Origin of the sequence: Lutimaribacter marinistellae, assembly GCF_042648365.1 — a bacterium.
In the GTDB taxonomy this organism is placed as follows: Bacteria; Pseudomonadota; Alphaproteobacteria; order Rhodobacterales; family Rhodobacteraceae; genus Lutimaribacter_A; species Lutimaribacter_A marinistellae.
Genome location: NZ_JBHRXI010000025.1, coordinates 22,660 through 43,068 on the forward strand (window position 1 = coordinate 22,660; position 20,409 = coordinate 43,068).

Sequence of the window (20,409 nt, forward strand, 5' to 3'; positions counted from 1 at the left end):
GTCGAACCGCGTGGGGGTCATGTCGGATTCGCGCGGGTGCTTCTGGACGAACACACCGATAAGGCGGGCAACATCAAGGAGTTCGCATGACCTTCCCGCATATCATGGTGGCCCCGAACGGGGCACGGCGCCAGAAATCCGACCACCCCGCGCTGCCGATCAGTCTGAACGAAATCATCGCAACTGCCCGTGACTGTCAAGTCGCCGGGGCCTCGTCTTTGCATCTGCACGTCCGCGACGATGAGGGCCGTCACTCGCTCGATCCCGCGCGCTATGCCGAGGCGCTCGACGCTTTGGCGGCCATCGAAGGGCTCGCGGTACAGATCACGACCGAGTCCGCGGGCCTTTATTCCCCGGAGGAGCAGTATGAGTGTCTTGCACGGCTGCGTCCCGGATGGGCGAGCGTTTCGGTCCGCGAAATCAACCGTGACCCCGATATCGCGCCACGTGTTTATTCGCTTTGTGCCGACGAGGGGATACGGGTGCAGCATATCGCCTATGACGGGTTCGATCTCGAACTGCTCTCGCGATGGCGCTCCGAAGGGATCGTACGCAAGACGCAGGACGAGGTGATCGTCGTGCTCGGTGCCTACGCACCGCCGCGTCCGGGGCATCCGCAGGATCTGGCCGGTTTGCTGCCGCTGATCGGGTCACTTCGATTTGGTCTGTGCGCCTTTGGCCCGATGGAGCAGAGCTGCCTTGCAGCGGCCGCCCGCTCGGGCGCCGAGATCCTGCGTGTGGGGTTCGAGAACAACCTGACCGCCCCCGATGGTACATCTTGGACAGATAACGCCGCCGCGGTAACCTCGCTGCGCAACGAGCTCGAATGGAGGGCCGCATGAGCCACGTATTTCCCCGCCACTGTCACGCGACCTTGCCGACTGCGGTCGCGGGCGACGGCTGCTATCTTATCGATACGCAGGGCAAACGCTATTTCGATGCCTCGGGCGGTGCGGCGGTGTCCTGCCTTGGGCATTCCGACGAAACGATCAAGAACGCGATCAAGGATCAGGTCGATCAGCTCGCATTCGCGCACACCGGCTTTTTCACATCGGAACCGGCCGAGGCGCTGGCCGACCTTTTGATCGCCAATGCGCCCGAAGGGATTGACCGGGTCTATTTCGTCTCCGGCGGCTCCGAGGCGGTGGAGGCCGCGATCAAGCTGGCCCGGCAGTATTTCCTGGAGGTCGGGCAGACCGAGAGGCGACACCTGATCGCACGGCGGCAGAGTTACCACGGCAATACGTTGGGCGCGCTTGCGGCGGGCGGCAATGCATGGCGGCGCGCGCAGTTCGATCCCCTTCTGATTGGCGTCAGCCATATTGCGCCCTGTTACGAATACGCCGAACGGGAAGAGGGCGAGAGCCTGGCGGATTATGGACAGCGCGCCGCCGATGAGCTCGAAGCCGAGATTCTGCGCCTCGGTCCCGAGACGGTCATGGGGTTCATAGCCGAGCCTGTCGTGGGCGCGACACTCGGTGCTGTTCCTGCCGTCGAAGGCTATTTCGCCCGGATCCGCGAGATCTGTGACCGGTACGGCGTTCTTCTGATCCTCGACGAGGTGATGTGCGGCATGGGGCGGACAGGGCATCTCTTTGCCTGCGAGGGTGAAGGCGTGCGACCGGATATCGTCACCATCGCCAAAGGACTTGGTGCAGGCTACCAGCCTGTCGGCGCAATGCTGTGCTCCGGCGCTATCTACGATGCCATCGCAAAAGGCACCGGGTTCTTCCAGCACGGACATACCTATATCGGCCACCCGGTGGCAACTGCGGCGGGGCTGGCCGTTGTACGCCAGATGCTGGAGCGCGACCTGCCGGCGCGGGTTCGTGCCCTCGCTCCGTTGATGGAACGCGCCTTGCGTGACCGGCTGGGACAACACGAGCATCTGGGAGACATTCGTGGCAGGGGGCTGTTCTGGGGCGTCGAACTGGTCGCGGATCGCGGCACCAAGGCACCGTTCGACCCGTCACGCAAGCTGGCCGGTCGCATAAAGACAGAGGCGATGGCCCGCGGCTTGATCTGCTATCCCATGCCGGGAACCCGTGATGGTCGGAACGGCGACCATGTGCTGCTGGCACCGCCCTTCATCATGGAGGACGACGAAGCGGCACTGATAGCCGACCGTCTGGGTGACGCGATAGAGGCTGCACTCGCTTGACCCCCGGATGACGGTCGGCCTGTCGACATATCATTGGCGCCGATCCTGAAACGGTATCGGCGCCATTTCGAGGAAACCTTTGGATTTCCCGGTGATTTGCCGCAGAATGGCAGAAACGAACGCGAGGGACCCAATCGATGAATTACGCGATCGCACCTGCCATGATCCTCTTGATGCTTGCGGGCTGCGGCAACCCGGTCCGCTCTCTGCCCGAAGATCTGCAGAGCAAGAAACCAGCCTGCGCCGGTGGCGATTTCGACACATGTGCCGAAATCGGGCATGCCGTGCGCGATGCCAGTGGTGGTGTCACGCAGCAGCCAAAAACCTACATCATCTCCCAACCGATCGTCGATTGAGAACAGGCGGGCGTCAGGTTCGCTGTCCAGCGAACCGCCCTTGCCATTCCTCGCGCTGCTCGTCGGTGATCTTGGCGAAGAGAACCTCGGGCACGGTGAATGCGTGACCCGCTGGAAGCGCGCCAAGTGCCTGGGTCGCGTCGCCCGGCCATGACCAGTCATCGCTGCCCATTGCCACCATCATCCTGGCAGCGCTTTCGGGAATGAACGGCGCACTCAGGACGGCGTAAAGGCGAATGAGATTCAGACCCAGACGCACCTGCGCCGCGGCCTGCTCGGGATCGGTCTTGAACACCGTCCAGGGGGCCGCATTTTGCAGATATTCGTTTCCTGCCACCCAGATCGCGCGCAGCGTCGCCGCAGATTTGCGGACCTCCATCGCCTCCATCTGCCGTTCGTATTCACGGATGCGGGTGGTAAGCTCGGCGATCAGCGCTTCTTCCCGTTCGCCCCAGTTGCCGCCTTCGGGTACGGCCTCGCCGAATTTCGAGCGGCAGAACTTGGTGATACGGCTCACGAAATTGCCCAGAACGTCGGCGAGATCCTTGTTCACGCTGGCCTGGAAATTCTCCCAAGTGAATTCGGCATCGCTGCTTTCGGGGGCATGAGACAGAAGCCACCAGCGCCAATAGTCGGCGGGCAGGATGTCCAGAGCCTGGTCCATGAACACGCCACGGCCCTGGCTGGTCGAGAACTGGCCGCCGTCGTAGTTCAGGTAATTGAACGACTTGAGGTGATCGACCATCTTCCACGGCTCGCCCGAGCCGAGAATCGTGGCCGGAAAGCTGAGGGTGTGGAACGGTACGTTGTCCTTGCCCATGAATTGGACATACCGCACGTCATCCGCGCCCTTGTCGGTGCGCCACCAGCGTTCCCAGTCCGCGTCGCTCTTGCCGTTCGCTTCGGCCCATTCGCCGGCACAGGCGATGTACTCGATAGGCGCGTCGAACCACACGTAGAAGACCTTGCCTTCCATGCCGGGCCAGTCGTCTTCGCCTTTCCGGACCGGTATGCCCCAGTCAAGGTCACGAGTGATCCCGCGGTCCTGAAGTCCGTCGCCATCATGCAACCACTTCTTGGCGATCGAGGTTGTCAGGACAGGCCAGTCGGTCTTGCTGTCGATCCACTGGTCCAGTTGGTCCTTCATCTCGGATTGCCGCAGATACAGGTGCTTTGTCTCGCGCACTTCCAGGTCGGTAGAGCCCGATATGGCGCTGCGCGGGTTGATCAGGTCGGTCGGGTCAAGCTGCTTGGTGCAGTTTTCGCACTGGTCGCCGCGCGCCTTTTCGTAGCCGCAGTTCGGGCAGGTCCCTTCGATGTAACGGTCGGGCAGGAACCGGCCGTCGGCCTTGGAATAGACCTGTTTCTCGCTCACTTCGCGGATCAGCCCGTTTTCGGCCAGCTTGCCGGCGAAATGCTGGGTCAGCTTGTGGTTCTGCGGGCTCGACGACCGGCCGAAATGGTCGAAGCTCAGGCCGAAGCGGCGCGCGATATCGGACTGCACGGCATGCATCTCCGCGCAATATTCGGCCACGGGTTTGCCTGCCTTGGCGGCGGCCAGTTCGGCTGGCGTGCCATGCTCATCCGTGGCGCACAGGAACATGACCTCGTTGCCGCGGCCCCGCTGGTAGCGGGCATAAAGGTCGGCCGGAAGCTGCGAGCCGATCAGGTTGCCGAGGTGCTTGATCCCGTTGATGTAGGGAATCGCCGAGGTGATGAGTATCCGTGCCATATCCGCTCTCGTCTTGATGCGCGCGCAGCTTTATCCCAGCAGGGCAGGGCCGTCACCCCCCGTTTCCGTTTCCGTCATCGTCCGAGCGGGCGCGACCGGTAAGCCGCCCGATCGTGAACGAGGTGCGCGGGCTCCAGACATATCGCGTCCGCGCCTCGGGGGCCGGGCGGGCGCGCATGCGGGTCAGGCCGAACAGAACCAGCACAAGGTGACCGGCAGCGATCAGAGTGAACATCGCGGGGGGCCCGTACCACTCGATAAGCGTTGAGGCGACAAAGGGGGCCGCGATGGCACCAAGGGCGAAATGGAACATCAGCGCGGCCGACAGTTCTACCCGCTCCGAGGCGGCGGCGAAGTCATGCGCATGCGCTGCGGCGACCGAATAGATCGGAAAGGTCGTTACGCCGAACAAGAAAGCACTGCCCATCACCGCGATATGACCGGCCGATTGTGCGCCTACCGTGATGATGGAACTGGCGATTGCGGCGACCGAAAGCCATATCAGGACCCAACGCCTGTCGAACTTGTCGGCAAGCCAGCCAACCGGGAACTGCGCCACCGCCCCGCCAAGAACGAAGGCGGCAAGAAACCATGCGATCTGGTTCGTGCTCAACCCGACTTCCTGGCCATAAACCGGCCCGACCATCCTGAACGACGCCGAAGAGAGCGCGGCAACGATGACACCAGCCGCCGCCAGCGGCGACTTGGTCACTGCCATCATCGGACGCAAACGGGGTGCCTCGGGCGTTTCGGGCTGTTTCGTCCGGGTCAGGGTCAATGGCAGCAGCGCCGCGCAGCACAGGATGGCGAGAATGTTGTAGGAAACGTAGCTTGCCGGTTCCAGCACGCTGATCACCATCTGCGCCAGCAGGGAACCGGTCATGTCGACCACCCTGTAGGCACCCATCGTGCGTCCCCGCATCTCGTTGGTGAGCTTTGCCTGCAACCAGGCCTCGACCACGGTGTAGCAGCCCGCCACGCAAAGGCCCGAGGCGACACGCATCGCGGCCCAGGCCCAGGGGTCGATGATGATCATGTGTGCGATCATTCCAATGGCCCCCATCGCGGTGAAGGCCGCGAAGGCGCGGGAATGACCGACGCTGCCCATCAGGCGCGGCGCAAACCAACAGCCGATGAAAAAGCCGAGGAAATGCGCCGAACCCAGGATACCGATCTGGGCGCGGGTAAAGTTCAGCTCCAGCCCTGACAGCGCGTCGAGTGGCCCGAGGCCGCCCGATGAAAGCTGTAGCAAAACGACGGAAAGGAAGAGGGCGGTAAATGAGATGAGCAGGCGCATGACGCCCCTACCATGCGCGGCTGGGAACAAGGCGCAATGCGATTCGCGCCAGTCTCATGTCGATTTTTGATTGCCGGAGCCGAAAAGCGGCTCAGGCCGCCGCCGCTTCGCGCCTTGGTCGCGACCGCATAAGCAGCATCAGGATGATCGCGATGTTCAGAGCGTTCCATCCGATCCCGTTGATGAAGGCCAACTGGTAACTGCCGGTCATGTCGTAGATCCACCCCGACATCCAGCCGCCAAGGGCCATGCCGGCAATTGTCATCATCATGACGAACCCGACGCGCGCACCGGCCTCTTTGGGTGGCATGTACTCGCGCACGACCAGCGCATAGCTGGGGACAATGCCGCCCTGGGCAAGGCCGAACAGCGCACTGACGAGGTATAGCGATGCCATCCCGTCGTAGGGCAGGAACAGGAACAGTGCGACGCATTGCAGGACTGACCCCACGAGCAGGGTCATCACTCCGCCCACACGATCCGCGAACAGGCCGGAGACGATACGGCTGACGACGCCTCCCAGCAGCATAAGCGACAGCATCTCGGCCCCGACTGCCGGACCATAGCCAAGACCCACGCAATAGGCCACGATATGGACCTGCGGCATCGACATCGCGACGCAGCAACCGATCCCGGCGAGCCCCAGCAGGTATTGCAACGCCCGGGGTGAAAGCCCTGCGCTGCGTGCGTTGATCTGCGCGGCGGCCTGAGCGACGCCATGCGCCTCGACCGGCACCTGCCGGCGCAAGAGCAGCGACAGCGGGACGACTGCCACCACGCTGATCACGGCAAGCGCAAGATAGACCTGTTGCCAGCCACCGTCCGCCAACATGCCGGCCAGAAGAGTGGGCCAAATTGCGCCTGACAGGTAGTTGCCGCTCGCCACGAGGGCTACGGCGATGCCACGCCGGCGCAGGAACCAGTGCGAGATGTCGGCGATCAACGGGCCAAAGCCAATCGCCGTGCCAAGCCCAAGTACGAAATGGACGGTCGAGAGCGTCGCCATCGACGGTGCCAGTGTCGCGGCACCGTAGCTCAGCCCGCTCAGCACGGCAGCGCCCATCAGGGCTCGAGTCACGCCAAGACGGTCGACCAGCCGGCCAAGCCACATGTTGCCCAGCCCGAACCCGATCATCGTCATCGTATAGGGCATGGACGCCTCGCCGCGACTTGCGCCGAACTGCGCCTCGATATCCGGCAGCACGACGATCACCGCCCATATGCCGACATTCGCGACCGTGGCGATAAGCAGGGTTATCGCTAGGCGGAGCCAGGAATAGGCGCTGTCATGGATCGCGTGAGTCATGGCCGCACGCTAGGTCGGCCTGCATCGTTTGACCAGAAACAATTGCGGGTGGCGGTGGGGACGCCTTGGGGTGCCCCTCCTTCCCGGATCGGCGCAATGTCAACCCGGATTGATCGGGCCCCTGTTCCGCCTGCCAGGTTGCGGGCGGCAGGGTGCGGGCACGGGTACGGCTGAGGGTCCAGCACCGCGCACCCCCGTCATGGCTTGGTGCCATGTGCCACCGCGTCTCGACCCCCGGCGCACCACCATTCCCCGGTGTCAGTATCAGGCCCAGCGGAGGAGAGCCCAGTTGCCCGCCCTGTCCGGCCGCAAGATGCAGCCGCCGAACCGGGGTCAGCGCGGGCGGCCCGGGCAGATCGGCCACCACCAGCGGGACCGCCCCGGCGCGCAGGCTTTCCTCCATGCACCACAGCAGATCCTCGGCCCGGTCCGGGGAAACGAACAGAAATCGGCCCGGATCGGCGAAATCGCTCATCCCGTCCGGATGCAGGCGGTCCGGGCTCCAGGCCGGCGCGATCCACAGAACCGGCCCTGCCATCCGGCCAGCCAGCCACAAGGCGAAACTACGCCGGGCAGAGCCGCAGGCCTCGTGCAGGCGGGCAAGCGGCAGGATTACCTCGGGATGAGGGGCGACATGGGGCAGGTCGCGGGCGGGGCGGCGGCGCAAAAGATCGAGGCTCATGACCTCATTGTAGTATGTTCCTATTTTGTTCTCAAGGCTACCAGGGGCGGATGCCAAGAAATCTCGCACTTCATCGAACCGAGCCTATTCTTTCTGTGCGACAGGCCCGTCCTGCTTGAGCCATTCGGTGAACCCGCCCTCAAGGTGTTTCACCGGAGACAGGCCCATTTCCTGCGCCGCCTTCGCACTCAGCGCCGATCGCCAGGCCGATGCACAGTAGAAAACAAAGGTCTTGTCCTGCGCAAAGACATCCTTGTGATAGGGGCTCTCGGGGTCGATCCAGAATTCCAGCATCCCGCGAGGGCAGGAGAACGCGCCGGGGATCATGCCGCTGCGCTGGATCTCGCGGATGTCACGCAGATCGACAAAGACGTGGTCGGCATCGTCGTACAGCGTCTTGGCATCGCTCACCGGCATCGTTTCGACGACGGCTTCGGCCTCGGCAAGCAATGTCTTGATACCCTTGGTGATCTGTTGCGGCATTCGGGGTCCCTCCTGTTGCGTGGCGAGGCTGGCCGAAAAAGAGCACAGGCTCAAGGGGGTTGCGCCTTGGCTCGCCGCCGCTAGGTTGCCCGCGAACAAAGACAGGAGCAACGCGATGCAGATGAACCCGCTGGGCCGGACCGGCCTGATGGTCTCGGAACTGTGCCTGGGCACGATGACCTTCGGCACCCAGACCTCCCAGCCCGAAGCCCACCGCCAAATCGACAGGGCGCTGGATGCGGGTATCAACTTCATCGACACGGCCGAGATGTACCCGGTCAATCCCGTGTCCGCCGAAACGGTTGGCCGGACCGAAGAAATCATCGGCAACTGGATTCAGGAAAATCCCGCACGGCGCGGCGACTACATTCTCGCGACAAAGCATTCCGGCGAGGGGATGAAACATTTCCGCGATGGCGCCCCGATCTCGTCCAAGACCATCCCCGAGGCAATCGACAGCTCGCTCGCACGGCTCAAGACCGATTACATCGACCTTTACCAGTTTCACTGGCCGAACCGGGGCAGCTACATGTTCCGGCAGAATTGGCGTTACGATCCGTCGCCACAACGCCGCGACGAGATCGTCGACAACATGCGCGACTGTCTCGAGGCGCTTCAAGCCGAGGTCGACAAGGGACGCATCCGCACCTTTGGCCTCTCGAATGAAAGCGCCTGGGGAACCGCGCAATGGCTGCGGCTCGCCGAGGAAACAGGCGCGCCCCGCGTCGCCTCGGTCCAGAATGAATACTCTCTTCTCTGTCGACTCTACGACACCGACATGGCCGAGTTGAGCGTTCAGGAAGAGGTTGGCCTGATGGCCTTTTCCCCGCTCGCAACGGGCATCCTGACCGGCAAATACCAGAACGGCGCCATTCCCGAAGGCTCACGCAAGTCGCTCAACCCTGAACTGGGCGGACGCGAGAGCCCTCGGGTCTACGACGCGGCAGCGGCCTATCTAGACATCGCCAAGCGGCACGGGCTGGACCCGGTTCACATGGCGCTTGCATGGTGCCGCACCCGACCCTTCATGATGTCGGCCATCTTTGGCGCCACGACCTTCGAGCAGCTTGAGCGCGCGCTGGGCGCCACCGAGGTTTCGCTATCCGAAGAGGTTGTCGAGGAGATCGAAGCGGCGCATCGCGCCCACCCCATGCCGTATTGATCGCAAATGGGTCAGCGGCGGTTGATCAGGTAGATCCCCGCCGCGACCAACCCCAGCGCGCCCCAGATCGCGGGGCCAATCTGTTCCCCCAGCAGAATCCAGCCGAACAACACCGCCAGCACTGGCGACAGGAAGCTGAACGACGCCACACCGTTCGCCTGGTAGGTCGCCAAGAGGCGAAACCACAGCAGGAACGCCAAGCAAACGATGGCGATCGACTGAAAGAACAACCCTCCCCAATGCAAAGCGGTCGGCTCACGGAAATACTCTCCGAAAAAGACCGAAGCGACGAGCAGAACAGGCGCCGAAATCGCCAGTTGGGACAAAAGCTGCGTTTCCGGCCTCGTTTCGGAAAGCGGAGTGACCCTTACCGTCAGTGCGATCCCGGCCCAGCACATCGCGCCCGCAATGGACAGCAGATCGCCCACCAGGCTTGGCGCACCGCTTTGCCGGTCGGAAAAGGCAAGCGCGACACCGGCCATTGCAAGAACCAGTCCTACCATCCGCCGTCCTGTCAGGCGCTCTCCGGGCAAGAGCATGTGACCCGCCAGCGCCAGCCAGACCGGCATCGAGTAGAACAGGATGGAGACGCGCGACACCGATGTCAAATCGAGCGCGATGAACAGCATCATGAACTCGACCGAAAAGAACAACCCTACCAACAATGCACCTGTGCGCGCCGGCGCGGGCAGGCTCATCGGGATGCGAAAGGCGCGCATCCAGACCAGAAGGAAGGCGGCGCCAAGAGTCGAGCGCAGCCCGGCCTGAAAGATGGGACCGAACCCACCGCCGGTGACCTTGATGACCACCTGATTGAAAGCAAGCAATGCCGCGACGCCGATCAGGGCAACGGCTCCGGCGGCATCAACAGGGCGTTTCTCACTCATGCGCCCAAGGGAGAGGCAGATCGCGCAAGTGTCAAGCGCGGCGACCACCTCGACCCTTGCGCAAGCCGCGGGCGCGGCGCAATTTATCGGTCATGAGCGTTCCCGACATCGGCCCTTTGCGGCTGGCTTCTTACAATATCCAGAAATGCGTCGGCCTTGACCTGCGCCGTCAGCCGCGCCGTGTGCTGCAGGTATTGGACCACCTGCGGGCCCAGATCGTGGTTCTCCAAGAGGCGGACAAGCGGTTGCCGCCACGGCCCGCAGCGCTGCCCCATTTTGTGCTGGAAGAGGCCGGGTGGCAGGTTGCCGATCTTGGCGGAGCGGGAAGCCTCGGCTGGCATGGGAATGCCGTGATCTGGCGGGGGCAGGGGATCAATCTGCGTGAGACCGGTCATCATGACCTGCCCGGGTTCGAGCCGCGTGGCGCCGTCCGGGTCGAATTCGAAACGCCGCTCGGCCCGCTGCGGGTGATGGGCGTTCACCTCGGGCTGCTGGCCCGGTCGCGGCAGCAGCAGGTCATTCATCTGCGCGAGGATTGCCGCGCCCTGCCGCCCATGCCGACGGTCTGGGCCGGTGATTTCAACGAATGGTCCCGCGGGCCGCATCTTCAGGCTCTTGCCCCGGGTATGCGGTTCCTGCCACCACGGCCCAGCTTTCCGTCGGCGCAGCCCGTCGGCGCCCTCGACCGCATAGCGTTGAGCCCGGGTCTCGCGGCTGCGGCGCATGGCGTGCACGAGGCGCGCCCCGCCCATATCGCGTCGGACCATCTGCCCGTCTGGGCCGATCTCGAACGCGCGCCGGCCTGACGCATCGGCAGGGCCAAAACGCGGGTGGCGGCAGAGCGGTACACAGGCTAAACCTGTAACCCCGGGACCGCCCCGGACAGTGCCGCAAGAGGAGTGTCATGCCCGAGACGATCCAGGACCGCTGCGAAGCGAAAGGCTTGCGCATGACCGGCCAGCGCCGTGTCATTGCGCAGGTGCTCGAAGAGAGCGAGGATCACCCGGATGTCGAGGAGCTATATGCACGCGCCTCGGCCCGCGACCCCAAGATCTCGCTGGCCACGGTCTATCGCACGGTCAAGCTCTTCGAAGAAGCCGGCATCCTGGAACGCGTCGATTTCGGGGACGGCCGTGCGCGGTACGAGGATGCCGAACGTGATCATCACGACCACCTGATCGACCTGACCTCGGGCGAAGTGATCGAGTTTGTGGATCCCGAAATCGAGGCACTGCAAGAAAAGATCGCTGCCAAGCTCGGCTACGAGCTGCGCGGCCACAAGCTGGAGCTGTACGGGGTTCCGCGGCGCAAAGGTTAGTCCTTGATCGTCCTGTCAAAGCAATAGGCCTGCGCCTGCGCGGCAGACAGGGCGTTTCCGATCAGGTCGACCGAGTTCGACAGGCTTTCTACCTCGCCCCCCGCAGGTGGTTGAAAGGAGAATAGGACCGAGGTTTCGCCAGGTGCCGAACTGCTCGCGCCGCGGCCACGCACAACATAGATGTCCTGCGTCGAGGATCTGCCCAGTTGCGCGATGGTGAACTGACCCGCTCCGCACCAGTAATCGCCAGCTGCGGGGCCTTTCGTTGTCACGACCTCAAAGCTCTCGGGCGAAACCGGATAGACTTCGTAACTGCTGGCATACCCTGCAAGACCGGGCAGTGGTGTAAGCATGAATGCGATGATTGCTGGCATTCGCATCGACATAACCTCCTTTTTGCATGATACGGGATCTACGCAAGCAGGGGTTTTGCAGATCAGCTTCCGGGCCGGTCATCACCCGAATGTGTTCGGGGCCGCAGCATTTGCAGCCCCGATGTACACCAGTGCGGGCGACATCAATTCACGCGTTTAGCCCGCGTCTGCCGCATCGCCCCACCATTGCCGGTAATGCGCAGATGGGTTCCATCGTCGAGCAACTCGAAATCGGCCTTGTCCAGCGAACCTTCCCAGCCGTTCTTGCTGCGCACCATTGCGGAAGTTTCCGGTTCGTCGCTCAGCCGGCTCCAGGTCATTTGCGAGCAATCGGCATTGACGGTGAAGTCGCCATAGATGCCATGCTCTTTGAATTCGTACTGCCCGCCGGCCCACGGGCAAGCCGATTGTGCCAGTGCAGGGCCAGCCGCCAGCGCCACACCGATAGTCGCGAAGAGGAGGGTGTTCTTCATCATGGGAATCCTTTGTCACTGGGTAAACTGGCCACCAGCCTAGACCGCCTTGCATCAAGCGCATAGCGGTTTGCCAGCCCTTGGCGGTGACTTGCCAACGTCGTGCAAACCAGTCACGACTGCATCGATTCTTTCCCTTGTACGGACATGCCCCGATGGAGAACCTGCGCGGCGCGCTTTTGATGGTGCTGGCGATGCTTGGCTTCGCATTCGAGGACATGTTCATCAAGCTGGCTGCCGATCTTTTGCCGACCTGGCAGATCATCACGGTCCTTGGCGCCGGCGGGGCGATGGTGTTTGCCGCTTTGACCCTTGCGAAAGGTCAGCGATTGTTCACCCGAGCGGTTCTTTCGGGTCCGGTCCTGCTTCGCAACCTTGGCGAGTTGATCGGAACCGTGGGTTTCGTCACGGCCATTGCGCTCACCCCGATTTCGCAGGCATCCGCCATCCTGCAGGCGACACCTCTTGCAGTGACGCTGGGGGCGGCCCTGTTTCTGGGTGAGCCGGTCGGCTGGCGGCGCTGGGCGGCGATCCTGGCAGGGTTCTTCGGGGTCATGCTGATCATTCGGCCCGGAACCGAAGGGTTCGACGCGCGCTCGCTGTTCGCGGTACAGGGCGTCGTGGGCCTCGCGATCCGCGACCTCGCAACACGCCGGGTGCCCGCCTCGACATCGTCGTTCCAGCTCAGCTTCCTTGCCTTTCTCACGCTCATTCCGGCGGCCGGTATCCTGTCGCTCTTCAGTGACCAGACCTGGGTGCCGCCGTCGCCGCTCTACTGGGGCTTTTTCGCAGGTATCGTCCTGCTGGGCGCGGCCGCCTATTTCGCCATCGTCGCCGCCATGCGGGTGGGTGAGGTCTCCTTCGTGACGCCATTCCGCTATACGCGGATCGTGTTTGCGCTGATCATCGGGTTCGTCGTGTTCAGCGAACGGCCCGACGGGTTGATGTTGGCCGGTTCGGCGGTGATCGTGGCCTCGGGCATCTACACCGTCTGGCGTGAGCGCGTCCTGTGGCAACAGCGCCCGAGACGTGAGCGCAAACATGGCTCTGCGGCCTAAGCGCCCCTTTTCCATTGGGGTTTTGCCCGCTAAGAGGCAGGCAAATTCTTTTCAACGGGACAGAGACATGAGCACGATTATCGACATCCATGCGCGCGAGATCCTCGACAGCCGCGGCAACCCGACAGTCGAGGTAGACGTGATCCTCGAAGATGGCACCATGGGGCGCGCAGCGGTGCCGTCCGGAGCGTCGACCGGTGCCTACGAGGCGGTCGAAAAGCGCGACGGCGACAAGGATCGTTACCTCGGCAAGGGCGTGCTCGAAGCTGTGGCAGCTGTGAACGGCGAGATCGCCGAAGAGCTTGTCGGCTTTGACGCGACCGAGCAGGTTTCGATCGACCGCGCGATGATCGAGCTCGACGGCACCGAGAACAAGGGCCGGTTGGGCGCCAATGCCATTCTGGGCGTAAGTCTCGCCGTGGCCAAGGCGGCGGCCGATTTCACGACCCAGCCATTGTATCGCTATGTTGGTGGAGCGGCGGCGCGCGTGCTGCCAGTGCCGATGATGAATATCATCAATGGTGGCGAGCACGCCGACAACCCGATCGACATTCAGGAATTCATGATCATGCCGGTATCCGCAAGCAATATCCGCGATGCGGTGCGCATGGGGGCCGAGGTGTTTCACACCCTGAAAAAGGAACTGTCGGCCGCGGGTCTGGCCACCGGCGTCGGTGACGAGGGCGGTTTTGCCCCCAATATCGCCAGCACTCGCGAGGCGCTGGATTTCGTGCTGAAATCCATTGAAAAGTCGGGGTACAAGCCGGGCGAGGAAATCTACCTCGCGCTTGATTGCGCCGCGACGGAGTACTTCAAGGATGGCAAGTATGTCCTTTCGGGCGAAGGGAAAACGCTCTCCAGCGCCGAGAATGTCGACTATCTCGAGGCCCTCGTGAACGACTACCCCATCATCTCGATCGAGGATGGCATGTCCGAGGATGATTGGGAGGGCTGGAAGGCCCTGACCGATGCGATCGGCAATCGGGTCCAGTTGGTGGGTGACGACCTGTTCGTGACCAACCCTGCGCGTCTGGCCGACGGCATCAAGCGTGGCTGTGCCAACTCGATGCTGGTCAAGGTGAACCAGATCGGCTCGCTCACCGAGACGTTGCAAGCAGTCGATATGGCCCATCGCGCGCGCTACACCAATGTGATGTCCCACCGTTCGGGCGAGACCGAGGACGCAACGATTGCAGATCTCGCGGTCGCCACCAACTGCGGACAGATCAAGACCGGCAGCCTTGCGCGGTCCGACCGGTTGGCCAAGTACAACCAGTTGATCCGCATCGAGGAAGCACTGGGCGAAACCGCGGAATACGCGGGGCGGTCGATCCTTCGCGGTTGACGGTCTCCTGTGCTAGGCTCCCCCTGCGCGTCGTGGGGGGAGGCCCGATAACAGGATGATGCACAGGATCGTGACGCCGGAAACAGAGGCCGAAATGGCCGCGTTCGACCGGTTGTGCTGGGATTATCGGAGCTACCTGCTTTCCCTGCCGCGCCCGGATAGTGACGTGGTCCGAACGCTTTACTCCGAAGAGGTCTATCGGGACCTTCTGGCGAAGGGTGCGACTCACTTCCGCCCGCCCGCCGGTCAGATGCGTCTGGCCTTCGACGGCGATGTGCCGGTCGGCTGCGGCACTGTGCAGACGCTCACCCCCGAAGACGCCGAGATCAAGCGTGTCTACGTCACGCCCGAGGCACGCGGCACCGGGCTTGCACGTGCGCTGATGGACCAGTTGGTTGCCGATTGCCGGGCGCTGGGCTGCACGCGTATCCTCATGGATACCGGGCGCTTGATGGTTCCGGCGCAACGGCTTTACGACAGGATGGGCTTTCGCCGCCGCGGTCCTTACCAGGAATTGCCGCCCGTCGCCGATGGCATCCTCGTGTTTTTCGAGATGGATCTCTAGCGGGCGCACCGCACCGACCGGCGCAGGGGTCGTTTCGGCGATTCGCGCGGTGCCTCGGACTTTTCTTCTGGATTATCGCGCGCCATGATCGGGCCATGGTAGAAGCCCTGATATTTGACGTTTTCGGAACCTGCGTGGACTGGCGCAGTTCGGTCGCGCGCGAGGTGGCGCGTACGCTGCCCGAAGTGGATGCAATCGCATTTGCCGAGGCATGGCGGGCCGAATACGATCCCGCGATGGCACGGATCCGCGAAGGCGCGCGGGGTTATGTCCCGCTCGGTGATCTGCATCTTGAGAACCTCCATCGCGTGGCGGACGATTTCGGCGTGACGGTGTCTGACCCCGTGGGGCTGAATGCAGCCTGGGAAAAGCTTGATCCTTGGCCCGACGTGGTTGGCGGACTCGAACGGCTCAGGGCGCACGCGATCATCGCCCCTTGTTCCAACGGGTCGATTGCCCTGATGACCCGCCTTGCCCGCTATGCCGGGCTGCCATGGGATTGCATTCTTGGGGCCGAGATCGCCGGGGATTACAAGCCAAAGCGCGGCGTCTACCTGGCAAGCTGCCATGCGCTGCGTCTGGAGCCGGACAAGGTGATGATGGTGGCCGCGCATAATGACGATCTCAGGGCCGCACAGGACGCTGGCTTGCAAACGGCTTTCATCCCGCGCCCCACGGAGTATGGTCCGGCGCAGCGAAAAGATGTCGAACCCACGGGCGACTGGACCGTGGTCGCCCAAGGCTTTGACATGCTCGCCGAGCGGCTTGGGTGCTGACAGGTAAGGGGGCGAAGGGCTGTTGAGCCCTTCGCAACCGGTTTTCAGGATGCTGCTTTGCGCAGAATGGGATGCGGTCGGGAGGGCCGACATGGTCATCCGTCGTGCCGGACGCCTCTGTCAGGCGTTGGTCGGCGCTTTGAACCCGGGCCCGCCTTTGTGATGCAGGGTTTCTTGGGTCCGGGAGTGTAACCGGCAGGATGGCCTGAGGTTCCCTGCGTCGCAGTTCACTCGGCGGAAACGCGCCGTCACAGCGCGCGCGACATCAGTACGTAGCGATCGCGCAGTTTGAAACCCGCACGGGCATACAGCCGCTGGGCAATTTCATTTTCACGATCCACTTCCAGGTGCAACGCTTTGACCCCGGCCTTTGACAAGGCTTTCGGCAGGCTGATCAGCACTTCGGTCGCGATGCCGCGCCCGCGCACGGCGGGGCGGATATAGATCTCGTCGACGAAAGCATCCATTCCGCCGAATTCCAGCGACCAGCCGAACGTGATGACCACATAGCCCAGCGGCGCACGAGCCGGCCCGATCAGGTAGGCGCATCCATGCGGGATGCCCTCCAGCAAGGGCAGCAGGGCCGCACGACGTGCCTCGTCGGTGCTGTCCAGCCCCTCTTCGGCGTGAAAGGCCGTGACCAGCGCAAGCACGCGCTCCAGATCATCGGGTTTCGCAAGATGCAGGGCGGCGCTCATAGCTGCGCAAGCCGTGTCGTCAGCAGGTCGAAGAAGCCTTGCGCGTCGAGGTCACCCATGAACATCGCGTTCGGTTTCCGGTTCGTAACCCGCCACCAGTCGGCGACCGTCATGCCAAGTGTCAGCTCCGACCGGGTCTCGATTTCGACATTGATATGGCGACCGGTGAACAGATCGGGCCGGATCAGGTAGGCGGTTACGCAAGGGTCATGCAACGGTGCCCCTTGCGATCCGTACTTCTCCTTGTCGAAGCGTTCGAAGAAATCGGTCATCTGGGCCACGGCGACGCCGACCCTGGTCCCAAGGGCACGAAACGCCTCGTTCCGCGCTCCGGTTACCAGCGCCTTGTGCGTCACGTCGAGCGGCATGACCGTCATCGGCGCGCCCGAGGCAAACACAGCCTGCGCCGCCTCTGGGTCGACATAGATGTTGAATTCGGCGGCGGGGGTGATGTTGCCAACCTCGAAATAGGCGCCGCCCATAAGTACGATTTCGGCCACGCGTGGCACGATGTCAGGCGCGCGTTGGAAGGCGGTGGCGATGTTGGTCAGTGGCCCCAGCGGGCAGAGCGTGACAGTCCCGGCAGGTTCACGGCGCAGTGTTTCGATCAGGAATTCGACCGCGTGGGCCTGTTGCAGCGGCATGGTCGGGTCGGGCAGGTCCGGCCCGTCCAGCCCCGTCTTGCCATGCACGTGCTCGGCAGTGACCAGCGGGCGCGACAAGGGCCTGTCACAGCCTGCAAAGACCGGAACGCCAGTACGCCCGGCCAGTTCGCATACCATGCGCGCATTCCGCGCGGTCAGCTCCAGCGGAACGTTACCCGCTACCGCGGTCAGGCCCAGCACCTCGATCTCGTCCGGGCTGGCCAGGGCCAGAAGGATGGCCACGGCATCGTCCTGGCCGGGGTCGGTGTCGATGATGATCTTGCGGGGTGGCATGTTTCTCTCCGGACTCCTGTGCCGCCCGTGGTGACAGGTACGGGCGGCCCTGTCCAGTGAGCGCGCGGTCTATTCGGCGGCGGTCGCGCGGTGCTGGCGCAGGTCGCGTGCCGCCATGCCATGGGCCGTCCGAAAGGCGCGGGCGAAACTCGATTGCGAGGCAAAGCCCGTGGCCATCGCGATCTCCATCAGCGGCAGGTCGGTGTCGGTCACCAGTCGCCGCGCCTCGGCCAGACGCAGTTGCAGGTAGTGATCCTGCGGTGTGGTCCCAAGGCGCAGGCGGAACTGCTGTTGCAGGGTGCGCGTGCTTGCCCCGAGTCGGGTGGCGATCTCCGACAGGGGCAGGGGGTCGTCCATCGCGGTTTCCATCAACGCGTTGGCCTTGGCCGTCAGCGCATTGTGCCGATGTGTTCCCAGGCGGCTTTGTGGCCGGGGCGCCGCCGCCGGACCATCGTAAAGGAACAGCCCCGCGACACGTGCGGCAAACCCTGCGCCGTGCCGGGCGGCGATGATGCGCAGCATCATCTCGATGGCCGGTGTGGCCCCACCGCTGGTGAAACGGTTGCCCGACACCACGTAGCGGTCGGCACGCAGATCGACCGCCGGGAAACGCGCGCTGAAGCTTTCGAGGTCCTCCCAATGCGTTGTTGCGGGGTGACCGTCGAGCAGTCCGGCCTCGGCCAGCAGCCACGGCCCGCCATCGATCCCTGCCATTGCCGCGCCGCTTGCCGCGATCCGGCGTAACCCGCCCAGCAGCGAGGGCGTAGCGTGCCGGGCCAGGTTGAACCCGGCCACCACGATCAAAAGTTCGCACCCCTCCAGACGGGCCAACGGGATCCCCGGGACGTTCAACCCGCTGGTCAGCATCGCGGGCCGGTCCTGTGCGGTGACGTAATCCCAGTCGAACGCATGCCGGTCGGCCAGCCGGTTCGCCGCGCGCATCGGGTCGACGGCCGCGGCAAAGCTGAGCGTGTTGCAATCGTCCAGCACCAGCAACGCGGTCTTCAGCGGTTTGTGCTCGGGTTGAAGGATGTTTTTTGCGGATTTCATCAAGTTCGATTCGCTTTCCGACAAGTCATGCGGACAAGGCTGCGGCACTCTTCGGTCCAAGACAAATCGGAATCCGGGGAGAAGCCTGGGGATAACCCCCTGCATATCCCTGTACATCTCAGGGAGGGTCCGAATGCCGCTCGAAATGAACCGCGAGGTCTTCATCACCTGTGCCGTAACAGGCTCGGGCGGGACGCAGGATCGCAGCCCGCACGTGCCGCGCAGCCCCAAGCAGATCGCCGAAAGCGCGATCGCCGCGGCCAAGGCCGGCGCCGCCATCGTTCACTGCCACGTGCGAGACCCGGAAACAGGCGCGCCATCACGTGATCTGGCGCTTTACCGCGAAGTGACCGAGCGAATCCGCGAGGCGGAAGTGGATGTTGTGCTCAACCTCACGGCAGGAATGGGCGGCGACATGGTCTTTGGCTCGTCCGAGTCGCCGCTGCCGCTGAACGAGGCGGGAACCGACATGATCGGTGCCGCCGCGCGGGTCGAGCATGTAAAGCAATGCCTGCCCGAGATCTGCACGCTCGACTGCGGCACGATGAACTTTGCCGAGGCCGATTACGTGATGACCAATACGCCCGGCATGCTGCAGGCGATGGGCCGGATGATGACCCATATGGGCGTCAAGCCCGAGATCGAGGCCTTTGACACCGGACATCTCTGGTACGCCAAGCAGCTGGTCAAGGATGGCATCCTCGACGCTCCGGCGCTGGTACAGCTTTGCATGGGTGTACCCTGGGGCGCACCGGATGACCTCAACACCTTCATGGCGATGGTCAACAACGTGCCCGATGATTGGACGTTCTCGGCCTTTTCGCTCGGCCGCAACCAGATGGCCTATGTGGCGGCAGCGGTGCTGGCCGGTGGAAACGTGCGCGTCGGGCTCGAGGATAACCTCTGGCTCGACAAGGGGGTCCTTGCCGAGAACTGGCAGCTGGTCGAAAGGGCCGGCACGATCATCGAGAACATGGGCGCCCGTGTCATCGGCGCCGAAGAGGTCCGCACCCGGCTTGGCCTGACCAAGCGCGCTCCTGCTTCGGCCTGACACACGCGGCGGAACGCAGCGGTTGCAACAGGCGTTTCCCCGTCGATCGCAACGTGAAGAAAGAGGTTCCATGATCCGCTCGACCCTGACCGCCGCCACCGTATTGTTCTGCCTGTCCGCAGCGGATGTATCCGCCGCCGGATATCGTGACGAATCCGTCGAAATGACGACGGTGCAGGCCCTCGATATCCCGGCCTATATGGGCCTGTGGTACGAAATCGCGCGTTACCCGAACTCGTTCGAGGAAAACTGTGTCGGCGTGACGGCCGAATACGCGCAGCGCGACGATGGCAAGATCGACGTGGTGAACACCTGCCGCAAGGGCGCGCTGGATGGGCCGGTCGAACAGGCCGAAGGCGTGGCGCGGCCGGCCGGTCCCGGCAAGCTGTCGGTCAGCTTCGTGCCGTTCCTGTCATGGTTGCCATTCCTCAACGGCGATTACTGGGTGCTGCATGTTTCCGACGGGTACGAGATGGCGGTGGTCGGCAACCCGGCAGGCTCGACCGGTTGGGTGCTGGCCCGCAGCCCGGAGATCTCGCAGGAACAGCTCGATACCGCGCGACAGGTTTTCAGCGAGAACGGGTATGATCTGACGGCCCTGCGCATGGTGCCGCAGCCGCCCGAATAGACCACGCGATCAAGGCGCGAGGCGCCTTGAACAACACTGACACAGTCGCCGATGGCCGGACCCATCGGC

Annotated in this window: 23 protein-coding genes; 12 read left to right on the forward strand and 11 right to left on the reverse strand. The window is 63.5% G+C overall.

Annotated features, from left to right (window positions below):
* Positions 1–86: 86 nt before the first annotated feature.
* The 3 genes from ACFORG_RS18770 to ACFORG_RS18780 all read left to right on the forward strand — a co-directional run bounded on the left by ACFORG_RS18770 (position 87) and on the right by ACFORG_RS18780 (position 2,517).
* A complete protein-coding gene (locus ACFORG_RS18770; protein WP_386737084.1) occupies positions 87–842 on the forward strand; it encodes a BKACE family enzyme in 756 nt (251 codons plus the stop codon).
* Positions 839–2,161 (forward strand): aspartate aminotransferase family protein, encoded by a 1,323-nt coding sequence (locus tag ACFORG_RS18775; protein ID WP_386737085.1) that lies wholly within the window; start codon positions 839–841, stop codon positions 2,159–2,161. Before ACFORG_RS18770 ends, ACFORG_RS18775 begins: the two co-directional genes overlap by 4 nt.
* 137 nt (positions 2,162–2,298) lie before the next feature.
* A complete protein-coding gene (locus tag ACFORG_RS18780; RefSeq protein ID WP_386737086.1) occupies positions 2,299–2,517 on the forward strand; it encodes a hypothetical protein in 219 nt (72 codons plus the stop codon).
* 13 nt (positions 2,518–2,530) lie between these two features.
* On the opposite strand, the gene metG is transcribed toward ACFORG_RS18780, so the two are convergent.
* The 5 genes from metG to ACFORG_RS18805 all read right to left on the reverse strand — a co-directional run bounded on the left by metG (position 2,531) and on the right by ACFORG_RS18805 (position 8,017).
* Positions 2,531–4,249 carry a methionine--tRNA ligase gene (metG, locus tag ACFORG_RS18785; protein WP_386737087.1) on the reverse strand — a complete coding sequence of 573 codons (1,719 nt, stop codon included), beginning with the start codon at positions 4,247–4,249 and terminating at the stop codon, positions 2,531–2,533.
* 52 nt (positions 4,250–4,301) lie between these two features.
* Positions 4,302–5,546: an MFS transporter gene (locus ACFORG_RS18790; protein ID WP_386737088.1), complete on the reverse strand. Its 1,245-nt coding sequence runs from the start codon at positions 5,544–5,546 to the stop codon at positions 4,302–4,304.
* 91 nt (positions 5,547–5,637) lie between these two features.
* Positions 5,638–6,852: an MFS transporter gene (locus ACFORG_RS18795; RefSeq protein WP_386737089.1), complete on the reverse strand. Its 1,215-nt coding sequence runs from the start codon at positions 6,850–6,852 to the stop codon at positions 5,638–5,640.
* On the reverse strand, positions 6,833–7,534 hold the full coding sequence (locus ACFORG_RS18800; protein WP_386737090.1) for an ImuA family protein: 702 nt from the start codon (positions 7,532–7,534) through the stop codon (positions 6,833–6,835). The genes ACFORG_RS18795 and ACFORG_RS18800 overlap by 20 nt, the downstream gene beginning before the upstream one ends.
* An 84-nt stretch (positions 7,535–7,618) precedes the next feature.
* Positions 7,619–8,017, reverse strand: a complete 399-nt coding sequence (locus ACFORG_RS18805) for a rhodanese-like domain-containing protein (protein ID WP_386737091.1) — start codon at positions 8,015–8,017, stop codon at positions 7,619–7,621.
* Between the two features lie 115 nt (positions 8,018–8,132).
* Between ACFORG_RS18805 and ACFORG_RS18810 the strand changes: the two genes are divergently transcribed.
* Positions 8,133–9,179, forward strand: coding sequence for an aldo/keto reductase (locus ACFORG_RS18810; RefSeq protein ID WP_386737092.1), 1,047 nt, complete (start codon positions 8,133–8,135; stop codon positions 9,177–9,179).
* Between the two features lie 11 nt (positions 9,180–9,190).
* On the opposite strand, the gene ACFORG_RS18815 is transcribed toward ACFORG_RS18810, so the two are convergent.
* Positions 9,191–10,066, reverse strand: coding sequence for a DMT family transporter (locus tag ACFORG_RS18815; protein WP_386737093.1), 876 nt, complete (start codon positions 10,064–10,066; stop codon positions 9,191–9,193).
* 92 nt (positions 10,067–10,158) lie between these two features.
* On the opposite strand from ACFORG_RS18815, the gene ACFORG_RS18820 reads away from it, so the two are divergent.
* Both ACFORG_RS18820 and ACFORG_RS18825 read left to right on the forward strand, forming a co-directional pair.
* Positions 10,159–10,872 (forward strand): endonuclease/exonuclease/phosphatase family protein, encoded by a 714-nt coding sequence (locus ACFORG_RS18820; protein WP_386737094.1) that lies wholly within the window; start codon positions 10,159–10,161, stop codon positions 10,870–10,872.
* A 98-nt stretch (positions 10,873–10,970) separates the two neighbouring features.
* Positions 10,971–11,384, forward strand: a complete 414-nt coding sequence (locus tag ACFORG_RS18825) for a Fur family transcriptional regulator (RefSeq protein ID WP_386737095.1) — start codon at positions 10,971–10,973, stop codon at positions 11,382–11,384.
* Here ACFORG_RS18825 and ACFORG_RS18830 read toward each other — a convergent pair.
* Positions 11,381–11,764 carry a hypothetical protein gene (locus ACFORG_RS18830; protein ID WP_386737096.1) on the reverse strand — a complete coding sequence of 128 codons (384 nt, stop codon included), beginning with the start codon at positions 11,762–11,764 and terminating at the stop codon, positions 11,381–11,383. The genes ACFORG_RS18825 and ACFORG_RS18830 overlap by 4 nt on opposite strands.
* 137 nt (positions 11,765–11,901) lie before the next feature.
* On the reverse strand, positions 11,902–12,234 hold the full coding sequence (locus tag ACFORG_RS18835) for a hypothetical protein (RefSeq protein ID WP_386737097.1): 333 nt from the start codon (positions 12,232–12,234) through the stop codon (positions 11,902–11,904).
* 152 nt (positions 12,235–12,386) lie between these two features.
* Here ACFORG_RS18835 and ACFORG_RS18840 point away from each other — a divergent pair, with 152 nt between their 5' ends.
* The 4 genes from ACFORG_RS18840 to ACFORG_RS18855 all read left to right on the forward strand — a co-directional run bounded on the left by ACFORG_RS18840 (position 12,387) and on the right by ACFORG_RS18855 (position 15,975).
* Positions 12,387–13,289, forward strand: a complete 903-nt coding sequence (locus tag ACFORG_RS18840; protein WP_386737098.1) for a DMT family transporter — start codon at positions 12,387–12,389, stop codon at positions 13,287–13,289.
* Between the two features lie 67 nt (positions 13,290–13,356).
* Positions 13,357–14,634 (forward strand): phosphopyruvate hydratase, encoded by a 1,278-nt coding sequence (gene eno / locus ACFORG_RS18845; RefSeq protein ID WP_386737099.1) that lies wholly within the window; start codon positions 13,357–13,359, stop codon positions 14,632–14,634.
* 55 nt (positions 14,635–14,689) lie between these two features.
* Entirely contained in the window at positions 14,690–15,199 is a 510-nt protein-coding gene (locus tag ACFORG_RS18850; protein ID WP_386737100.1) for a GNAT family N-acetyltransferase, read from the forward strand.
* Positions 15,200–15,294: 95 nt separating this feature from the next.
* Positions 15,295–15,975 (forward strand): haloacid dehalogenase type II, encoded by a 681-nt coding sequence (locus tag ACFORG_RS18855; protein ID WP_386737101.1) that lies wholly within the window; start codon positions 15,295–15,297, stop codon positions 15,973–15,975.
* A 248-nt stretch (positions 15,976–16,223) separates the two neighbouring features.
* On the opposite strand, the gene ACFORG_RS18860 is transcribed toward ACFORG_RS18855, so the two are convergent.
* The 3 genes from ACFORG_RS18860 to ACFORG_RS18870 all read right to left on the reverse strand — a co-directional run bounded on the left by ACFORG_RS18860 (position 16,224) and on the right by ACFORG_RS18870 (position 18,661).
* A complete protein-coding gene (locus ACFORG_RS18860) occupies positions 16,224–16,673 on the reverse strand; it encodes a GNAT family N-acetyltransferase (protein ID WP_386737102.1) in 450 nt (149 codons plus the stop codon).
* Positions 16,670–17,611, reverse strand: a complete 942-nt coding sequence (locus tag ACFORG_RS18865) for a nucleoside hydrolase (RefSeq protein ID WP_386737103.1) — start codon at positions 17,609–17,611, stop codon at positions 16,670–16,672. The genes ACFORG_RS18860 and ACFORG_RS18865 overlap by 4 nt, the downstream gene beginning before the upstream one ends.
* A 69-nt stretch (positions 17,612–17,680) precedes the next feature.
* The gene (locus ACFORG_RS18870) at positions 17,681–18,661 is read right to left on the reverse strand and encodes a GlxA family transcriptional regulator (RefSeq protein ID WP_386737104.1); all 981 of its coding nucleotides are present in this window, start codon (positions 18,659–18,661) and stop codon (positions 17,681–17,683) included.
* Positions 18,662–18,794: 133 nt separating this feature from the next.
* On the opposite strand from ACFORG_RS18870, the gene ACFORG_RS18875 reads away from it, so the two are divergent.
* Entirely contained in the window at positions 18,795–19,712 is a 918-nt protein-coding gene (locus ACFORG_RS18875) for a BKACE family enzyme (RefSeq protein WP_386737105.1), read from the forward strand.
* Between the two features lie 70 nt (positions 19,713–19,782).
* On the forward strand, positions 19,783–20,340 hold the full coding sequence (locus ACFORG_RS18880; protein WP_386737106.1) for a lipocalin family protein: 558 nt from the start codon (positions 19,783–19,785) through the stop codon (positions 20,338–20,340).
* Positions 20,341–20,409 lie beyond the last annotated feature (69 nt).